18 protein-coding genes are annotated in these 14689 nt (G+C 70.0%); 10 read left to right on the plus strand and 8 right to left on the minus strand.

Annotation, left to right across the window (positions count from 1 at the left end):
• The first annotated feature begins 244 nt into the window (after positions 1 to 244).
• Entirely contained in the window at positions 245 to 1897 is a 1653-nt protein-coding gene (locus ACIG36_RS28095; protein WP_399933587.1) for a hypothetical protein, read from the plus strand.
• A 58-nt stretch (positions 1898 to 1955) separates the two neighbouring features.
• Here the strand turns inward: ACIG36_RS28095 and ACIG36_RS28100 are convergent, their stop codons facing one another.
• A complete protein-coding gene (locus tag ACIG36_RS28100) occupies positions 1956 to 3629 on the minus strand; it encodes an MFS transporter (RefSeq protein WP_399933590.1) in 1674 nt (557 codons plus the stop codon).
• Between the two features lie 159 nt (positions 3630 to 3788).
• Here ACIG36_RS28100 and ACIG36_RS28105 point away from each other — a divergent pair, with 159 nt between their 5' ends.
• Together ACIG36_RS28105 and ACIG36_RS28110 are read left to right on the plus strand one after the other, a co-directional pair.
• The gene (locus ACIG36_RS28105) at positions 3789 to 4400 is read left to right on the plus strand and encodes a TetR/AcrR family transcriptional regulator (RefSeq protein WP_399933593.1); all 612 of its coding nucleotides are present in this window, start codon (positions 3789 to 3791) and stop codon (positions 4398 to 4400) included.
• 529 nt (positions 4401 to 4929) lie between these two features.
• Entirely contained in the window at positions 4930 to 5829 is a 900-nt protein-coding gene (locus ACIG36_RS28110) for an NAD(P)-dependent oxidoreductase (RefSeq protein WP_399933596.1), read from the plus strand.
• A gap of 23 nt (positions 5830 to 5852) precedes the next feature.
• On the opposite strand, the gene ACIG36_RS28115 is transcribed toward ACIG36_RS28110, so the two are convergent.
• Positions 5853 to 6905: a methyltransferase gene (locus tag ACIG36_RS28115; protein ID WP_399933598.1), complete on the minus strand. Its 1053-nt coding sequence runs from the start codon at positions 6903 to 6905 to the stop codon at positions 5853 to 5855.
• A gap of 67 nt (positions 6906 to 6972) precedes the next feature.
• Positions 6973 to 7299 carry a DMT family transporter gene (locus ACIG36_RS28120; protein WP_399933600.1) on the minus strand — a complete coding sequence of 109 codons (327 nt, stop codon included), beginning with the start codon at positions 7297 to 7299 and terminating at the stop codon, positions 6973 to 6975.
• Between the two features lie 216 nt (positions 7300 to 7515).
• Between ACIG36_RS28120 and ACIG36_RS28125 the strand changes: the two genes are divergently transcribed.
• Entirely contained in the window at positions 7516 to 8100 is a 585-nt protein-coding gene (locus ACIG36_RS28125; protein ID WP_399933603.1) for a DUF2975 domain-containing protein, read from the plus strand.
• A complete protein-coding gene (locus ACIG36_RS28130) occupies positions 8100 to 8333 on the plus strand; it encodes a helix-turn-helix domain-containing protein (RefSeq protein WP_399933606.1) in 234 nt (77 codons plus the stop codon). The genes ACIG36_RS28125 and ACIG36_RS28130 overlap by 1 nt, the downstream gene beginning before the upstream one ends.
• A gap of 209 nt (positions 8334 to 8542) precedes the next feature.
• Here ACIG36_RS28130 and ACIG36_RS28135 read toward each other — a convergent pair whose 3' ends face one another.
• A complete protein-coding gene (locus tag ACIG36_RS28135; RefSeq protein ID WP_399933609.1) occupies positions 8543 to 9049 on the minus strand; it encodes a DUF6624 domain-containing protein in 507 nt (168 codons plus the stop codon).
• A 426-nt stretch (positions 9050 to 9475) separates the two neighbouring features.
• On the opposite strand from ACIG36_RS28135, the gene ACIG36_RS28140 reads away from it, so the two are divergent.
• Positions 9476 to 10051, plus strand: a complete 576-nt coding sequence (locus ACIG36_RS28140) for a GNAT family N-acetyltransferase (protein ID WP_399933611.1) — start codon at positions 9476 to 9478, stop codon at positions 10049 to 10051.
• Between the two features lie 65 nt (positions 10052 to 10116).
• Here the strand turns inward: ACIG36_RS28140 and ACIG36_RS28145 are convergent, their stop codons facing one another.
• A complete protein-coding gene (locus ACIG36_RS28145; RefSeq protein ID WP_399933614.1) occupies positions 10117 to 10293 on the minus strand; it encodes a DUF397 domain-containing protein in 177 nt (58 codons plus the stop codon).
• Positions 10294 to 10302: 9 nt separating this feature from the next.
• Positions 10303 to 11154 (minus strand): helix-turn-helix domain-containing protein, encoded by an 852-nt coding sequence (locus ACIG36_RS28150; RefSeq protein WP_399933616.1) that lies wholly within the window; start codon positions 11152 to 11154, stop codon positions 10303 to 10305.
• Between the two features lie 149 nt (positions 11155 to 11303).
• On the opposite strand from ACIG36_RS28150, the gene ACIG36_RS28155 reads away from it, so the two are divergent.
• Entirely contained in the window at positions 11304 to 11633 is a 330-nt protein-coding gene (locus ACIG36_RS28155) for a hypothetical protein (protein ID WP_399933619.1), read from the plus strand.
• The gene (locus ACIG36_RS28160; RefSeq protein WP_399933622.1) at positions 11630 to 11875 is read left to right on the plus strand and encodes a DUF6255 family natural product biosynthesis protein; all 246 of its coding nucleotides are present in this window, start codon (positions 11630 to 11632) and stop codon (positions 11873 to 11875) included. The genes ACIG36_RS28155 and ACIG36_RS28160 overlap by 4 nt, the downstream gene beginning before the upstream one ends.
• Positions 11876 to 11879: 4 nt before the next feature.
• Here the strand turns inward: ACIG36_RS28160 and ACIG36_RS28165 are convergent, their stop codons facing one another.
• Together ACIG36_RS28165 and ACIG36_RS28170 are read right to left on the minus strand one after the other, a co-directional pair.
• Positions 11880 to 12185: a hypothetical protein gene (locus tag ACIG36_RS28165; RefSeq protein ID WP_399933624.1), complete on the minus strand. Its 306-nt coding sequence runs from the start codon at positions 12183 to 12185 to the stop codon at positions 11880 to 11882.
• Between the two features lie 277 nt (positions 12186 to 12462).
• On the minus strand, positions 12463 to 12918 hold the full coding sequence (locus ACIG36_RS28170; RefSeq protein WP_399933627.1) for a hypothetical protein: 456 nt from the start codon (positions 12916 to 12918) through the stop codon (positions 12463 to 12465).
• A gap of 218 nt (positions 12919 to 13136) precedes the next feature.
• Between ACIG36_RS28170 and ACIG36_RS28175 the strand changes: the two genes are divergently transcribed.
• Together ACIG36_RS28175 and ACIG36_RS28180 are read left to right on the plus strand one after the other, a co-directional pair.
• The gene (locus ACIG36_RS28175; protein WP_399933630.1) at positions 13137 to 13805 is read left to right on the plus strand and encodes a hypothetical protein; all 669 of its coding nucleotides are present in this window, start codon (positions 13137 to 13139) and stop codon (positions 13803 to 13805) included.
• A 246-nt stretch (positions 13806 to 14051) separates the two neighbouring features.
• Positions 14052 to 14600: a hypothetical protein gene (locus ACIG36_RS28180; RefSeq protein WP_399933633.1), complete on the plus strand. Its 549-nt coding sequence runs from the start codon at positions 14052 to 14054 to the stop codon at positions 14598 to 14600.
• The last annotated feature ends 89 nt before the right edge of the window (positions 14601 to 14689 follow it).

Below are 14689 nucleotides of genomic sequence, written 5' to 3' on the forward strand. Positions count from 1 at the left end.
TCGGCTCCAGTGCGGGCATCGGCGTGGTTCAGTGGATCAGCAGGCACCAGGGGTCTCCTGGCAGGCTTCCCACCTCGGCTCCACACCCTCCCGAAGGACGACGGGCGCCCGACCGCACCTTCGTTCCGGAGGGGCGGCTCGACTTGAAGAATCGCCTGCCGAGATCAACCAATCCACTAGTACGGGCGATCGACCGGACAAGCACGGACAAGCCCAGTTGTCCGGGAAAGGCGAAGGTGAGGCAGTGGGAGAAGGAAGGAGGCGGACCAGGCCATGGGGAGCGCTGCGCGGCCCGTCGGCGGAGGCCGACGCCCTCGCTCGGTTGCTGCGCGGCTGGCTGGACGCGGCCGGCATGCGGATCGATGACGTGGCGGACGCTCTGCGGCCGGAGCACTTCGAGAACGGGCACATACCGGCGCGCTCGACCGTGGCGGACCGGCTGGCGGGAGTGAACCCGCAGTGGGATTTCGTCGAGGCCGTGGCCGACATCTGCTCCGTGGACGACGCGGGGCGCAGGACGTTGCTGGCACAGGCCCGGCCGTACTGGGACGGGATCCGTGGCGTCCGTGACAGACCACGCCGCGCGCTCGGGCCCACCTCGACCCACCGGCAGGGCCGGCAGGCCGGGACGGAGAAGCTGACGGGCGAGCTCATGGCCGCACAACGGCACTCGCTGATGGTCTCCGGCAAGCTGCTCAGGGCCCTCGAACGGGTCACGGAGCTGGAGCACGCCCGCAACAATGCCCACCACATGGTGCTGTTGCTGCTGACCATGGTCGAGAAGCTGCGCCGCGACATCGCCGGTCTCCATGCGGAGCGCGACCGCCTGCGCGCTTCCGACTCGGAGACGGAGCAGCTGCGCCAGATCCGTGAACGTCTGGAGCGCAGCGAGGCCCAGCGGGCACAAGCGGACTCCGAGCTGGAACGGGCCCGCGGGGAACGGCACAAGGCCGACCGGCTGGCCGAGCAGGCGGCGGAACAGGTCCGTGTCCTCACCGAGGAACTGGAACGGTTACGGCGTCGCCATCCCGACCTGCTGGACGACGATCCGGGCGCCGCCACCCGGGGCGACACGGCGGCTTCGGCCGACCTGCCGGACGATGAGGCCGCCGCCGACGACATCGATCTGGCCCTCGCGAAGGCCGCCTCCCATCTGGACGACGGAGCGGACCGACTCGACCGGCTCGCCGACGAACTTCGTCAGGAGGCCTCCGTCTCGGATCCGGACAACGCGGCCACCGGGACCGATCGACCGGACAACCCTCCGGACAACTACCGCGTCGAGCCGTCCGTCTTCGCCCGTACGCCACCCGGGGAACTGGCCATGGCGATGGGCGATGCGCGTGACGCGGGCCAGGTCGTCGAGGCCATGCGGAGCGCGGCGAGCGTCGGTCAGACCGCAACCGACGCCTACTTGCTGGACGTGCTGGCCTACCTCGGCGCGCTGGGCGACGCCGCCGATGCGGACCTGGTGCTGACCGCGGTGGCCCGGACCCGGCTGCCCATGGCCGTGTCCAGGACGGTCGTGGCGCTGCGGGGGGCGGGCCGCGAGGAAGCCGCCTACCGGGTCCTGGCCGTCGTCGGCAAGTCCCGTTCCGCAGGCCGCCTGCTGCAGGTGGTGGCCGCCTTCCGGAACGCGGGGCTCGATGCCGACGCGTACCAGATCCTGTCGGCGGCGGGACGTCTCCGCCCGGCCGTGGGAATCCCCCCGCTCGTCGCCGCCCTTCATCAGCGGGACGCGCACGGGGACATCGACTGGCTGATGGCCACGATCCTCACCGAGCGGTCTGCGGTGGCCGTCCTCTCGGTGGTGTCGGCACTGCGCGCGGTCGGCGATCACTTCTACGCCGACCTCCTGCTCACCCGGCACAGCGCACGCACCGGCACGGCCGTGTGAACCAGCGGTGCCCCGCGCCCTCAGGGGGACACGGGGCACCGATCACGGGCGGGCCCGGTCACACACGCTCTGCCGTGCGCTCCTCGCTCGCGGCCTCGGCGCCGGCTTCCGCCACGGCAGGCTTCGCCGTCTTGCCCGGCAGCAGCAGCGCCACCACCACCGTGCCCACGCCCAGCACGATCGCGCCCACCAGGCTCGTATGGGCCACCGCGTCGGAGAACGCCTTGTGCACGGCCTCGACCACGGTCTGGGCCTGCTGGGCGCCCAGCGCGGCCGCCTTCTCCGCGCCGAGCTTCGGCGCGGCGCCCGCCGCGACCTGCTTGCCGACCTCCTCGGCGACGTACAGACCCGCGCCGACCGAGTCCTGCGCGGCGGACAGCGCCTTCTCCGGGAGCTTGGGACCGCCGCCGGCGGCGACCTTCGCGGCCGCGTCGCCGAGGTTGGACGAGTACGTCTTGGCCAGGACCGTGCCCAGGATCGCGATGCCGAGCGAGCCGCCCATCTCGATGGACGTGCTGTTGACGGCGCCGCCGACGCCCAGCTGGTCCTCGGGGAAGGAGCCCATGATGGCGTTGGTGCACGGCGACAGGGACAGGCCGATGGCCAGGCCCAGGACGACCAGCGGCAGCACGAAGTCGTTGTAGGTCGAGGACGCGTCGACCCTCGTCAGCAGCGCGATGGCGACCGTTCCGACGGTCATGCCGAGCGCGACCGTCACCTTCATGCCGACCCTGGGCGTGAGCAGCGCGGTCAGCGCGCCGCCGACGAACACCGCGCCGGCCAGCGGCAGCATGCGCACGCCGGTGTCGAGCGGCGAGTAGCCGAGCACGAACTGCAGGTGCTGGGTGAGGTAGTAGAACGCGCCGAAGACGGCGAGGAAGAACAGCGCGACGGCCATCGTCGAGCCCGCGAAGGCGCGCCTGGTGAAGCGGCGCACGTCCAGGACGGGGTGCGGGTGGCGCAGCTCCCACAGGACGAACAGGACGAAGCCGACGCCCGCGATGACGGCCGCGGCGATGGCCTTGGCGCCCCAGCCGAAGTGCGGCCCTTCGATGATCATGTAGATGAGCGAGCCGACCCAGACGACGGACAGCGCCCCGCCGACGTAGTCGATCCTCTTCACGCCCTCCGCCCTGGACGGCGGTACGAGCAGCAGCGCACCGAGGATGCCCAGGACGGCGATCGGCACGTTGATCAGGAACGTCGACGCCCAGCCGTGGTCCTCCAGCAGCGCACCGGCCACCAGCGGGCCGACGGCGATGGCGAGACCGGCGGTCGCGGTCCAGATGGTGATCGCCTTGGCGCGCTCGGCGCTCGGGAAGGTCGCGGCCAGCAGCGACAGCGTCGCCGGCATGATCATCGCCGCGCCGACGCCCATCACGGCACGGGCCGCGATGACCCCGGTCGAGCTGTCGACCAGCGAGCCGGCGACCGAGGCCGCGCCGAAGACGACGAGGCCGAGAACGAGCGCCCCGCGGCGGCTGTACTTGTCGCCCACGGCACCCAGGATCAGCATCAGCGCCGCGTAGGGAACGGTGTAGCCGTCGATGACCCACTGCAGGTCGGAGCTGCCGAGGCCGAGGTCCTTGACCATGTCGGGGGCCGCCACCGTCAGCGAGGTGTTCGCCATGACGATGATCAGCAGGCTGAGGCAGAGCACACCCAGAGCGGCCCAGCGCTTCGTGTACGGACCATCCATCTTGTCGACCGGTGTCGACATCACGAGGCCCATCGGCCCCCCTTTCACGATCGTGCACAGACCTTGCGCAGATCTTGCACACTGCTGTGCAATTACACACCGGTGTGCAAGTTACGGGAGTGCGCGACCGCGGGCAAAATGGGGGCCTGCGAATCGGCCACGAGGGCCGCCCGAACCGAGAAGAGAATCCCGATGACCGGCAGGACGACCGGCCGAGCGGACGCCAATCGCCGCCGCATCATGGACATCGCGCTCGCGGAGCTGCTGCGCGACGCGGACGCGAGCATGGACCAGATCGCGCGCGCCGCCGGTGTCGTCCGGCGCACGGTGTACGGGCACTTCCCCAGCCGCGACGCCCTGGTCGCCGCCCTCGTCGACGACGCGGCGGAGTCGGTGGCCGCGGCCCAGGCCGAGGCCCTGCACGACGTGGCCGACCCGGCCGAGGCCCTGGCCCGCTCGATGCTCGCCGTCTGGAACATCGCCGACGGCTACCGCCTGCTGCTCTCCCTCGCCCAGCGCAGCGTCACCATGGAGGGCATCCACCAGCGCCTCGAGCCGGTGCGGCACGAGTGCACGGCAATGCTGCAACGCGGCCTCGACGAGGGCCGCTTCACCTCACCCCTGCCGGCACTGGCCCTCGCCTACGTCCGCGAGCAGCTCTTCTTCGGCGTACTCCAGGCCGTCAACGACGGCGTCGTCCCGCCGGACGAGGGCGGCCGCGCCGCCGCCGTGACGGCCTTGACGGCAGCGGGCGTCCCGGCGGCGGAGGCGACGGAGCTGGTGGCGCGGCTGCCGCAGCCGTAGCCGGCCCAGGGCCTCGGTGCCGGGCGGAGGGACGATGCGTGCGTCGATGTCGACGAAGCCGTGTCGCTCGAGGAGCTCGGCCCACATCCGGGGGGTGTACTGCCAGCGCAGGACGGTCAGTTCCCGGTCGCGGCCCTCCAGCCATTTCCCGCGCATCCGTTGAGGTCCGTACGCAGCCGGGCCGGCTTCGGCGTGGCTGAAGGCAAAGACCCCGCCGGGTGCGAGGCGCTTGGCCACGGCGGGCAGCAGCCGCTCGGGGTCGGTGAACCAGGACAGTCGGCGCAGCGGACCGTGTCCGCCGGACCCGACCGGTTGCCCACCGAATGCCTCTCCTCCGGCCTCGAGGGCAGCAGCGGCCAGGCACAGCTGGACGTCCGGCCCCGGCCGCGCCGTCGCCGTCCCGGGAAAACGGCTGAATCCAGTTCGTCCCTCTTCTTCTGGAATGAGTTGATGAATCCCCTGAGGGAAGCATCAGACCAGGGCGCCACCGTTCGGTCGGCGCCCTTTGTCTCCATATCCGGGAGGGCATGTGGATGCTGATGTGACCGTCCTCGGTCTCGGACCGATGGGCTCGGCGCTGGCCGGGGCGTTCGTCGACGCGGGGTACCGGACGAGCGTATGGAATCGGACGCCCGGCAAGGCGGACGCCCTGGTGCGGAAGGGGGCGATCGAGGCGGCGTCGGCCGGTGAGGCCCTGAGGGCGAGCCCCTTGGCCGTGGTGAGCCTGTCGGCGTACGAGGCCGTCCAGGAGGTGCTCGGTCCCCTGGCCGGCGAGCTCGCGGGCCGGACGCTGGTCAACCTCACGTCCGGACCGCCGCCGCACGCCCGGGAGATGGACGCCTGGGCCGGCCGGGCCGGTGCCGCCTACCTCGACGGGGTGGTCATGACCACCCCGTCCGGCATCGGCGACCGGCGCTTCCTGCAGCTCTACGCCGGCCTGCCGGAGGCCTTCGAAGGCCATCGCGAGACGCTCGCCGCGGTGGGCGATCCGGTGTACCTGGGCGCCGACACGGCCCTGTCGTCCGTGTACGACACGATGCTGCTGTGCCAGATGTGGTCCACGCTCACCGGCTGGCTGCACAGCGTGGTGCTGGCCGGCGCCGACGGCCCCGGCGGCAGTGTGACGGCGACCCGGTACACCGAGGTGGCCAACCGGTGGATGGACACCGTGTGCTTCTTCATGAGCACCTATGCGTCCCAGGTGGACGCGGGGCGCTATCCCAGCAACGAATTCCCGCTGGATCTTCACCGCGCGACGATGGACATCCTCGTCCACGCCAGCGAGCTCCGGGGCGCCGACACCGGCATGCCGAAGCTCTTCAGGGCGCTGACCGAGCAGGCGATCGCGGCCGGTCACGGCGGCGACAGCTACGCGCGTCTGGTGGAGTTCGTCCGGCGGAAGCCCGCCCCGGGAGCGGAACTGCACTGACCCGGAACGCCGGGTGCGTGCACTCACTTGCGGGCGATCACCACTGACTCGGGCCCCGCCAGGTGCCGCACCCGGCTCTCGCGGAACCCGGCGCCGGCCAGCCAGCCCCGGCAGTCGGCACCGGTGTACTCGAATCCGCCGGGCGTCTCCAGCAGCATGGTCAGGCTCATGAGCAGCCCGGGAACGTTCTCCCGGCGCTCGTCGTCGATGAGCGTCTCGTAGATGACGAGGAAGCCGTCCGGCGGCAGCGCCTCGTACGCCTTGCGGAGCAGCGTCTTCGCCCTGGGCAGGGACCAGTTGCTCAGGATGTGGCCGAGGATCAGCACGTCGGCCGAGGGCAGCGGTTCGGCGAAGAAGTCCCCGGCCCGGAAGGAGAGCCGACCGACGAGGCCGGCCTCCTCGACCCGGCGACGGAAGCCGGGGCCGACAGCCTCGAGGTCGAAGCCCGTGCCACGCAGGTGGGGATGGCTCTGGAGCAGGTGCGTCAGCACGGTGCCGTCGGCACAGCCGATGTCGGCGACCGTGCGGCAGGAGGCCCAGTCGAAAACCTCGGCGAGGGCGTGGGCGGAGCGGAGCGACAGCCCGGCCATGGCCTGCTGAAACGCGCCGAGGCGGTCGGAGTCGTCGTAGAGGACGGCATAGGCGCCCTCCTCGCCGGCCGTGATCCCGTTCTGCGGGCTTCCCGTGCGCAGGCCCGCGTCGAGCCTCCCCCACAGCTCGTACATCCTGGCGTCGCTCATCTCCAGGAGACCGCCCAGGTAGGCGGGCTCGCCGCGGACCAGGTAGCGGGCGGCGGCAGGGGTGTTCGCGTAGACCCCGCCGTCGCCGCCGACGGCATCGGTACGTTCCAGGGCGCCCAGCGCGACGAGGGCGTCGAACCAGTCCCGGGCGGAACGGGGGTGCAACCGCAGCCGGGCGCGCAGTTCCTCGCAGCTCAACGGCCCTTCGGCCAGCTCGGTGAAGAGGCCGAGGCGGGCGGCGACGAGCAGGACCTTCGACGCCATGAAGCCGGTGGCGATCTCCAGGATCCGGTCGATGTCCGAGCCGGCCCCCGGGCCGGGAGGCGTGTCGCTCATGAGTCCCTCGCAGTGCGCCGGCAGGTATGAGTTCGGAGATTTCCGGACTACCCACCTCACGCCCGGTTCAGGCCCCGGCCTTGCCCATCTCCAGCGCCATCACGCCACCGGCCACCAGCACCAGGCCGAAGATCTGCACCCCGGTCAGCGCCTCACCGAAGATCACCGTGCCGGCCAGCGCCACCAGCGCCACCCCCACGGCCGCCCAGACCCCGTAGGCCACCCCGATCGGCATGCCCCGCTTGAGCACCTGCGACAACAGTACGAACGCCGCCACGTACCCCACCACCACCACGATCGTGGGCACGACCCGCGAGAAGCCGTCCGACAGGCGCAGGCATACCGTCCCGGTCACCTCCGCCAGGATCGCCCCCGCCAGCAGCATCCAGGTCATGGCCGCCCCTCCTTCGTCCGCCGTGGGAACGGTTGGCGTTCCCTCCGACAGTGTGCGGGCGGAGGGCTGACGGCGACCGACAACCCGCCTTCACGGCCTTCGAGTCACCCTTGCCGGTGACCCCGCGCCGGGGCGGCCGCGACGACCATGGACTTGTCGAATATCGATATGCTCCTCTAACCTCGAGCATATCGAAAATCGATAGGAAGGCGTGCGGTGAACACACGACTCACGAGGACCCTGGCCTCGGTCACCTTCGCACTGGCGGTGCTCTGCGGGCTCGTCTTCATCGGCACGGGGTTCACGCACATGCTCGACGACGGGGCGGTCTGCGTGCAGACGGGTTTCTGGCGCAATGCCCCGCTGGCGGACAACCTGCCGGTCGGCAAGGGTGTGGAGGCGTCCAGCAGTGCCACGCGCCTCTGCCAGAACAGTCCCTCCGTGGGGCAGCGTGCCGCCGACCTCGGGGGCCAACTGCCCTGGCTGCTGTTCGGTTCCCTCGCGCTGTTGCTCTTCTCCCGGCTGCTGAAGGCCGTCCTGCTGCAGGGGCCGTTCACCGACACGGTGTCGCGGCGGCTCTCCGTTCTCGGCTGGTTCGTCGCCGCGGGCACGCCGCTGGCCGGCCTCGTCGTCGGCTGGTCGCAGTCCTGGCTCGTGGGGAGCATGGCGCCCATCGTGGGTTCCGGGCCGACGGTCTCCGGGCCGCAGGTGCTCGTCCTCGCCGGCCTCGCCGCAGTGATCATGGGGAAGATCATGCGCGAGGGCGTGCGCATGCGAGAGGACCTCGAAGGGACCATCTGATGCCCGAAGAGGAACTCCACGCGATCCGGATCCATCTCGACCGGATCCTCGCCGAGCGCGGCATGACGCTGACCGAACTGTCCGCACAGGTGGGCATCACCGTCGTCAACCTGTCCGTGCTCAAGAACGGGCGGGCCAAGGCCATCCGCTTCTCGACCCTGTCGAGGATCTGCGATGTCCTGCAGTGCCAGCCGGGAGACCTGATCACCCACGACCCCGCCGAGCCGTCCTAGCCGGTCGTCACCTGCGGGGTCCACCGGGGCAGCACGGCCATCGGCGCCCCTCGGCGGACCGTGCCCGCAGGGCCCGATCGACTGCCCGCCGAGGGCCTCTCCTCCGGTCTCGAGGGCAGCAGCGGCCGGGCACAACCGGAGGTCCGGCCCTGACCACGCCGTCGCCGTCCCGGTGAAGTCCCCTCACGATCCGCCGGATGCGATGGGCGTCAGGACATTGAGAACTTGGCGACATACTCGGCGAAGGGCTCGATGCCGACTTCGGCGCGGAGTTCGTCCATGCGCTCGGGCTCTTCGCAGGGCCATGGAACCGGCGCCCCGTCCTTCACACCGGCGATCTGCGTGCCGAAGATCTGTTTGCGGCCGTCGTTGACCAGCGTGCGGTCGCGCAGAAAGGCCAGCTCGCGTGGGCCGGCCGTGCCTGCCGAAACCGCCTGCTGCATCAGCTTCAGGGCGCGTCGCTGAACGTCGAGCTGCCGGTCGGCATGCTGGGCGATCAGCCACGCTGCGCGGGCGGCCTCCTCGCCGACCATTGCCGCAGTCGGCCAGCCGTACTCGTCCATGATCTCGCCGAGTCGGTCACCATGCCGTGCGGTCAGCCGACGCCAGGCCAGCTGCTCGGCGGGGTCATCACTGTTCGCGTGGACCGAGGACCGCTGATCAGCCGCGGCCATGGTGGTGAGTTCCTCCACCAGCGCGGCAACGTCGTGCGCCACTCTCGACTCCCAAGTCAGGTAGGTGCGTTGTGCTCGTTCCCCGCAACCCTATGGGCGCATAACGGACGTAAAGATCATTCCGGAGGACGGTGACAGGCACCTCCGCGGACCGCGATAATGGATCTACCCCCGGAGCCGGAACCGGATCGCCGCGACGGTCACGGCGCCCTGGAAGACCCGGTCGATGGCAGCAGCCACGGGGACGTCACAGTCGGTGCGGCTACTGGCGCAGCGTCGACCCGGGCAACGGCCGATGGGGAGCCTGGTCGCGCTGCTGACGCTGCCGGCGAAGCCGTGCCGCTTGAGGAGGCCGGCCCATCGCAGCGGCGCTCGCGGTCGCAGCACCGGCCTCGGCCGCCCCGACCGCCGCTATCCCGCCGGAGCGCGGGGTCTCGGCTGGGGCTTGGGCTGGCTAGGCTGCCGGTCATGAATCCCGCCATGACCAACGCAAGGACCACTGAGCCCGCCATCCTTGACGTCATGGCGGTGACTTCCGATCCGCAGTTGGAGACCCGGCTCGCGGAGTCGGCCCACCGGATCCTGGCGGACCTGGTCAGCGGAGGTGCCGCACTGGGGTGGGTCGAACCACCCTCACGGGATGAGGTGGCGGAACTCCTCGACCACATCGTCACTGCGGCGCGGGCCGGGGATGCGGCCCTGCGTGCCGCTTACGTCGACCGTCGGCTTGTCGGGTTCGGGTACTGGCTCCGCTACGCCCGGCCGACCCATCGGCCGCACGCCGATCTGGAGAAGATCGCGGTGGATGCCGCCGCCCATGGTCGTGGCTTCGGTCGGGCGCTGACCGCTGCCTTGATCGCCGACGCCGGGAAGGCGGGTATCGAGGTCCTCACCCTGGATGCCCGCGGCGACAACACCAATGCCCTGCGCCTCTACCGATCGCTGGGTTTCACCGAATACGGCCGTCTCCCCGACTTCGTCGCCGTCGGCGAACGCCGCTACGACAAGGTCTTCTACATGCTGGACTTCCGCCGGCAAGGCTGACCACTGCCGATCGACGCCATGGGGTGTCCGCGACCGCGCCTGGGGCCGCCGTCCGTCCCGGCGGGTCAGCCGTGCCGGTGCGCGGTGGCGAGCAGGGCCCGCAGGGCGGCCGGGGAGGTGGCGATCACGGTGTGGGGGGTGTCGCTCTCGCGGAGGAGTATGCCGCCAGCCATGTTGGCGAGTTCTATGCACTCGACCTTGTCCGTCGAGAACGACGATTTCTGCCACCGGACTTCCGACATTTCACGCCTTCACCATTGTTTGGCGATATCACGCATAAGTTCACGCGTATCGTCGGGACTGAGAGACAATTCTTCCGCGCAATCCAGGGTGGCGCGATAGTAGGCCAGGCGATTCTGCGCGTGCAGGAGCACGCCACCGTGAGGTACATCGAGGTGAACCGTGTCGATTTGGGGGACGGGACCGGCAGCGTAGACGGTGGACATACCGCCGTTGGGGAATCCACCGGCCGCGAACGGAATTACGCGAACCGTGATGTTCTCGCGCTCTGACGCCTCCATCACATGCTGCAGCTGCCTGAGCGTCACCTCCCGCCCACCGAATTGCATCCGCATAGCGGTTTCATGAATCAGGAAAGTACAGGTGGGCGGGTCATTGCGATCCAACACGTCGCGGCGTCTCATGCGGAACGAAACGCTGCGCCGCAAATCCGCAGGGGCCAGCTTCGGAGTCGCCGTCGAGAAGACGGCTTTTGCATAGTCCTCCGTTTGCAGGAGTCCAGGCATGTGCATGATCTGCAATGAGCGCAAGCCACAGGCATGGTGCTCCAACTCGGCCACGTCGAGGGCAGCATCCATGACAGAGCCCCGATAGCTCTCCCACCAGCCCTTGTCACGCTCCTCTGCCATTTCGACCAGGGCATCGATATAGGCCTGATCGGAGCAGGCGTAGATCCGGGCGAGCGACCTGATGCGCCCCGCGCTGACGCCGAAGCGGCCAGCCTCCATGTTGATGATGCCGGTCCGGTTGCCACCCAGCTGCGCCGCCACTTGTGGGGCGGTCATCCCCGCCTGCTCGCGCATCTTGCGCAGTTCGGTGCCAAGTCGCTGCTGCCTGGCGGTTGGTGCTGTTCTCGATGACACGTCGCTCCTCCCCTTGCAGCTCCATGCTGCCATGCGCTCATTCGTTCAACAGTTCATCCTCATGGGAACCCCAGAGCTACTGAACTTGTTCAGTAGCTGCCCTATGGTTCAACCAATGGGCCGGAACGCAAAGGGAGTTCGGAGGAACCATGTACCGCAAGGGGGCCTACGTGGTGGACGTACGGGAAGACAAGATCGCCCAAGTGATCGGCGGCACCGGCGGCCGCGTCCAACTGCAGAGCCCCGACGGCAGCCTGCAATGGGAAGTGCCCTTCGCGGCACTGCGGTTGGCGACGAGCGCGGAGCGCGAGGCGGCCGGGCTGCGGCCCTACCTCGGGACCTGCCCCGACTGTGTCGAACTGGCGGCACGTCGCCGCACCGCGCCACCCGAACTGCGCGGCAGGGCGACGGCTGACGCGCATCTGCACTGGATCAAGGCACACTCGACGCCGGAGCCCGCCCCGGAGGCGAACCGATGAGCTGCCACCACCCGGACTGGGAATCGGCCGGAACCGGCGAGGTCCGCTGCGGGCGGTGCGGAACCCGCCGCTTCACGGACTACGGGGCCCTACGGCCCCCCGGCCTGCCGGAAACGGTGAAGCCACCGGCCCGCGTCCGGGCCAAAGCCGATCGCGCGGCGGCCCTGCTGATCTCCCGCACCGCGTACCACCTCAGCCACTGGGGCCTCAGCGGCCGGGCGGCACTGACGCTGGCAGGCTGATCCGTCAGCTCTCGCCGACCGCACAGATGACGAATGCCATCAGGGACTGCTCCGTGGCTCCCGTGTTCTTGCCGGCGGCATTCCAGCCTCTGTCGACCGCGTAGGAGTCGAGAACGACGATGTCCTGTCCACCCTGGGTCTGGTAGCCGCCTCCGGTGGGCACGCGGCCCAGCGGACAGTCCACCTCGGCCAGGCGGAACTCCCCCGGAGGAATGAGGACCGGGTCGCCGTAGACCTGCAAGTAATCGGCCGCCTGCGCCGGCGCGGCGGCCACGGCCGTGACACCGGTCGCCAGAGCCGCGACCGTCACGACGGTGACCATACGTAGACGACGCCTCATCACATCCTCCTCCGGATGGATACGGAATCTCCTCTTCGAGGAGGCTATGTGCGAAATTCGTACACCCATAGGGCGCAATCGGCGCATTACCGGGGAGCGCGGAAGCCCGACAGCGCGGCCCGCTCGAGGTTGGCGCCGGCCTCCCGTGTACCGATACGACCAGCGCGGCACGGGCCAAAAGGACGCGCGGATGCGCTCGATGAGCACCTTGCCGCGGTGCGGAAGCGTGACGCCTCATGGAACAAGCTCAGGTGTAGTAGGTCTCGAATGATCCGATCCACCAGGCTGCCAGCGGCAGGACGCACACCTGCATGCCGGCCGTGATCCAGCACCGGCCCAGGACAGCGATCCCGGACGTCCACCATGCCGTCGTACGCAGCATGCTCACCACTCCGGCCTGATATCCCTGCCCGGTGGGATCCGTCATGCCGGGGTAGCCCATCCAGTCCTCGGTGAAAATGCCGTCCGTCCCGAACACGATGGCCCCTGACACGAGCCACAGGTCGACCAGGATGGCCAGCACGGCAAGCGCCACATCGAAGCGCAGGTACGCGGGCGTCGGCACCAGCAGCCGTACAGCCGCGTGTCCGTGGTGGCGCACCCAGTCCTGCGGCCAGATGCGCACCAGCACAGTAACGGTGTACACCAGCGCACCGGCGACTGCTGCCCACCCGCCCATGAAGAACAGCCCGAAGAACAGCATCCCGAAACCCATACCGGGCCAGATGCCGCACGATTCGGAACAGTTCCATCCGCAACGGGCAGGACTGTGGTTCCACGGCGGCGACGGGTGTGTGCGATCGCACGGTGTGGAGTCGATCGCCGCTTGCCTTGGCAAGGCCCTGGTATGACGATGCCCGCAGCGAAAGCCCTTACGGGGCACCGCTTCCGATCACCGTGTGACTCAGGGAGGCACCAGTCGTGATCACGTTGACAGAGACGCTCGCTGTGGACACCGTGGACGAGTTCCTGACCGCGGGGGAGGTCGTTCCCCTGTCCCGGGCGATGGACCGCCACATCGAGCGGACCGGTTGGAGGCCCGCCTACGTCGGCGAGGAACTGACCGTCTTACCCGACGAGGCCCAAGGCGCACTCCAGGCGGCGACCCTGCGCCACCTGCCCGAGATCCGCCGCACCTTCCCCTCCGTGACAGGGTGTTCCCCCTGGCAGCTCATCCAGTTCGACGCCGGCGAAGGAGCCGTCCGCCACCTCGACGGCATCGGCGCCGACCCGTTCACCGCACCCCGCCACGTCGCCCGCATCGGCGTCACGATTCAGGACGCGGAACAGGGCGGGCAATTCTTCTTCGAGACCACCTCCAGCGACCGGCTGTGGGATCCCCGCTTCGGCGCAGGAGCGACACCCGGCTACGCCGACGGCATGCGCTTCACGCGCATCGCGCCGCACGACAAGATCTCCCGGCAGGACCCGGAGACCGACTGGATCCACGAGATCCGCGGCATCCCCTGGTCCACCCCTGCCGGCACGGGCACCGCCGTCGTCTACGGCGCCCAGCTCATCCACGGCATCACGCCCGTGGTCCGAGGCCGCTGCCGCAAGTTCATCACCGGTCTCATCGCCGGGGACTGAGCCGGACCCTCCCTCCTCGATGCGATGCCAGGGCCCGCCGGTCCGGGCCGATGCGCGCGCGTGCCGGCGGGCTGCGCGAGCGCCGCCCGTGCGCGCCGGGGCGTGTGTGCCACAGCGTGTGCGAGGCGATCCCGCTGCCGGAACCGGACGCAGCGCAGTGATCTCCGTGGTCGTCCGGGGTAGCCGCAGGGGCACACGCTGCCCCGGATGAGCCGGGGCGCGCATGGCTTCCCCGGGGAGACGCGGATGTTCGCGAGGCGCGGTATCGGTGTGGCGTTGAGCTCGCTGGCTCTGGCCGGCTCGTCCTTGGTGTGGGCCCCGGCGTCCGCCGCCGGGGGCGGCCGCGGGACGGCGGCGTTCGTCTGCGCCGGGAAGGAGAACGGCTCCTCGGCTCCGGGCCTCGGGCTGCTGCCGCGGCCCACCCGTATCGAAGCCGATGCCCGGTACACCTGCTCCGGCGGACCTGGCCGGACCGTCTCGGCCACCGGCCACTTCGTAGGGTTCTCGCCGCACGCTTCCTGCCTCCAGGTGAACAGCCCCACCGGCCGGGAGCAGATCCGCTACGAGGACGGCCGGACGTCTGTCATCGACTACACACGCTCCACCGCCGTCCGCCTCGATACCGTCACCTTCGTCGTCCTCGACGGCACCGTGACCGAGGGCCGGGGGAAGGGCCACAGCGCACGCCGGACCCTCGCGACCCTGGCCACCCGGGTGCCGACGGCGGACTGCGTGCTGACCGCGCCCGTCAACCATGCCGCCGGCGGAGTACAGCTGGACGTCGGTCCGGCGTGATGCGGCGGCGCCGGCCGGCCGCTCGGTGTGGCGGGTGTGGCGATGGCGACCGACCCTGGACACAGGGGCCCGTTCCGACCGGAGGGTGA

Source organism: Streptomyces sp. NPDC053048, from assembly GCF_044547045.1.
In the GTDB taxonomy this organism is placed as follows: domain Bacteria; phylum Actinomycetota; class Actinomycetes; order Streptomycetales; family Streptomycetaceae; genus Streptomyces.

What these genes read in the sequence shown, in the direction of transcription:
- ACIG36_RS28100 (WP_399933590.1), bottom strand. Translation starts at nt 3,629, where the DNA reads ATGGGCCTCGTGATGTCGACACCGGTCGACAAGATGGATGGTCCGTAC.
- ACIG36_RS28105 (WP_399933593.1), top strand. Translation starts at nt 3,789, where the DNA reads ATGACCGGCAGGACGACCGGCCGAGCGGACGCCAATCGCCGCCGCATC.
- ACIG36_RS28115 (WP_399933598.1), bottom strand. Translation starts at nt 6,905, where the DNA reads ATGAGCGACACGCCTCCCGGCCCGGGGGCCGGCTCGGACATCGACCGG.
- ACIG36_RS28120 (WP_399933600.1), bottom strand. Translation starts at nt 7,299, where the DNA reads ATGACCTGGATGCTGCTGGCGGGGGCGATCCTGGCGGAGGTGACCGGG.
- ACIG36_RS28130 (WP_399933606.1), top strand. Translation starts at nt 8,100, where the DNA reads ATGCCCGAAGAGGAACTCCACGCGATCCGGATCCATCTCGACCGGATC.
- ACIG36_RS28140 (WP_399933611.1), top strand. Translation starts at nt 9,476, where the DNA reads ATGAATCCCGCCATGACCAACGCAAGGACCACTGAGCCCGCCATCCTT.
- ACIG36_RS28145 (WP_399933614.1), bottom strand. Translation starts at nt 10,293, where the DNA reads ATGTCGGAAGTCCGGTGGCAGAAATCGTCGTTCTCGACGGACAAGGTC.
- ACIG36_RS28155 (WP_399933619.1), top strand. Translation starts at nt 11,304, where the DNA reads ATGTACCGCAAGGGGGCCTACGTGGTGGACGTACGGGAAGACAAGATC.
- ACIG36_RS28160 (WP_399933622.1), top strand. Translation starts at nt 11,630, where the DNA reads ATGAGCTGCCACCACCCGGACTGGGAATCGGCCGGAACCGGCGAGGTC.
- ACIG36_RS28170 (WP_399933627.1), bottom strand. Translation starts at nt 12,918, where the DNA reads ATGCTGTTCTTCGGGCTGTTCTTCATGGGCGGGTGGGCAGCAGTCGCC.
- ACIG36_RS28180 (WP_399933633.1), top strand. Translation starts at nt 14,052, where the DNA reads ATGTTCGCGAGGCGCGGTATCGGTGTGGCGTTGAGCTCGCTGGCTCTG.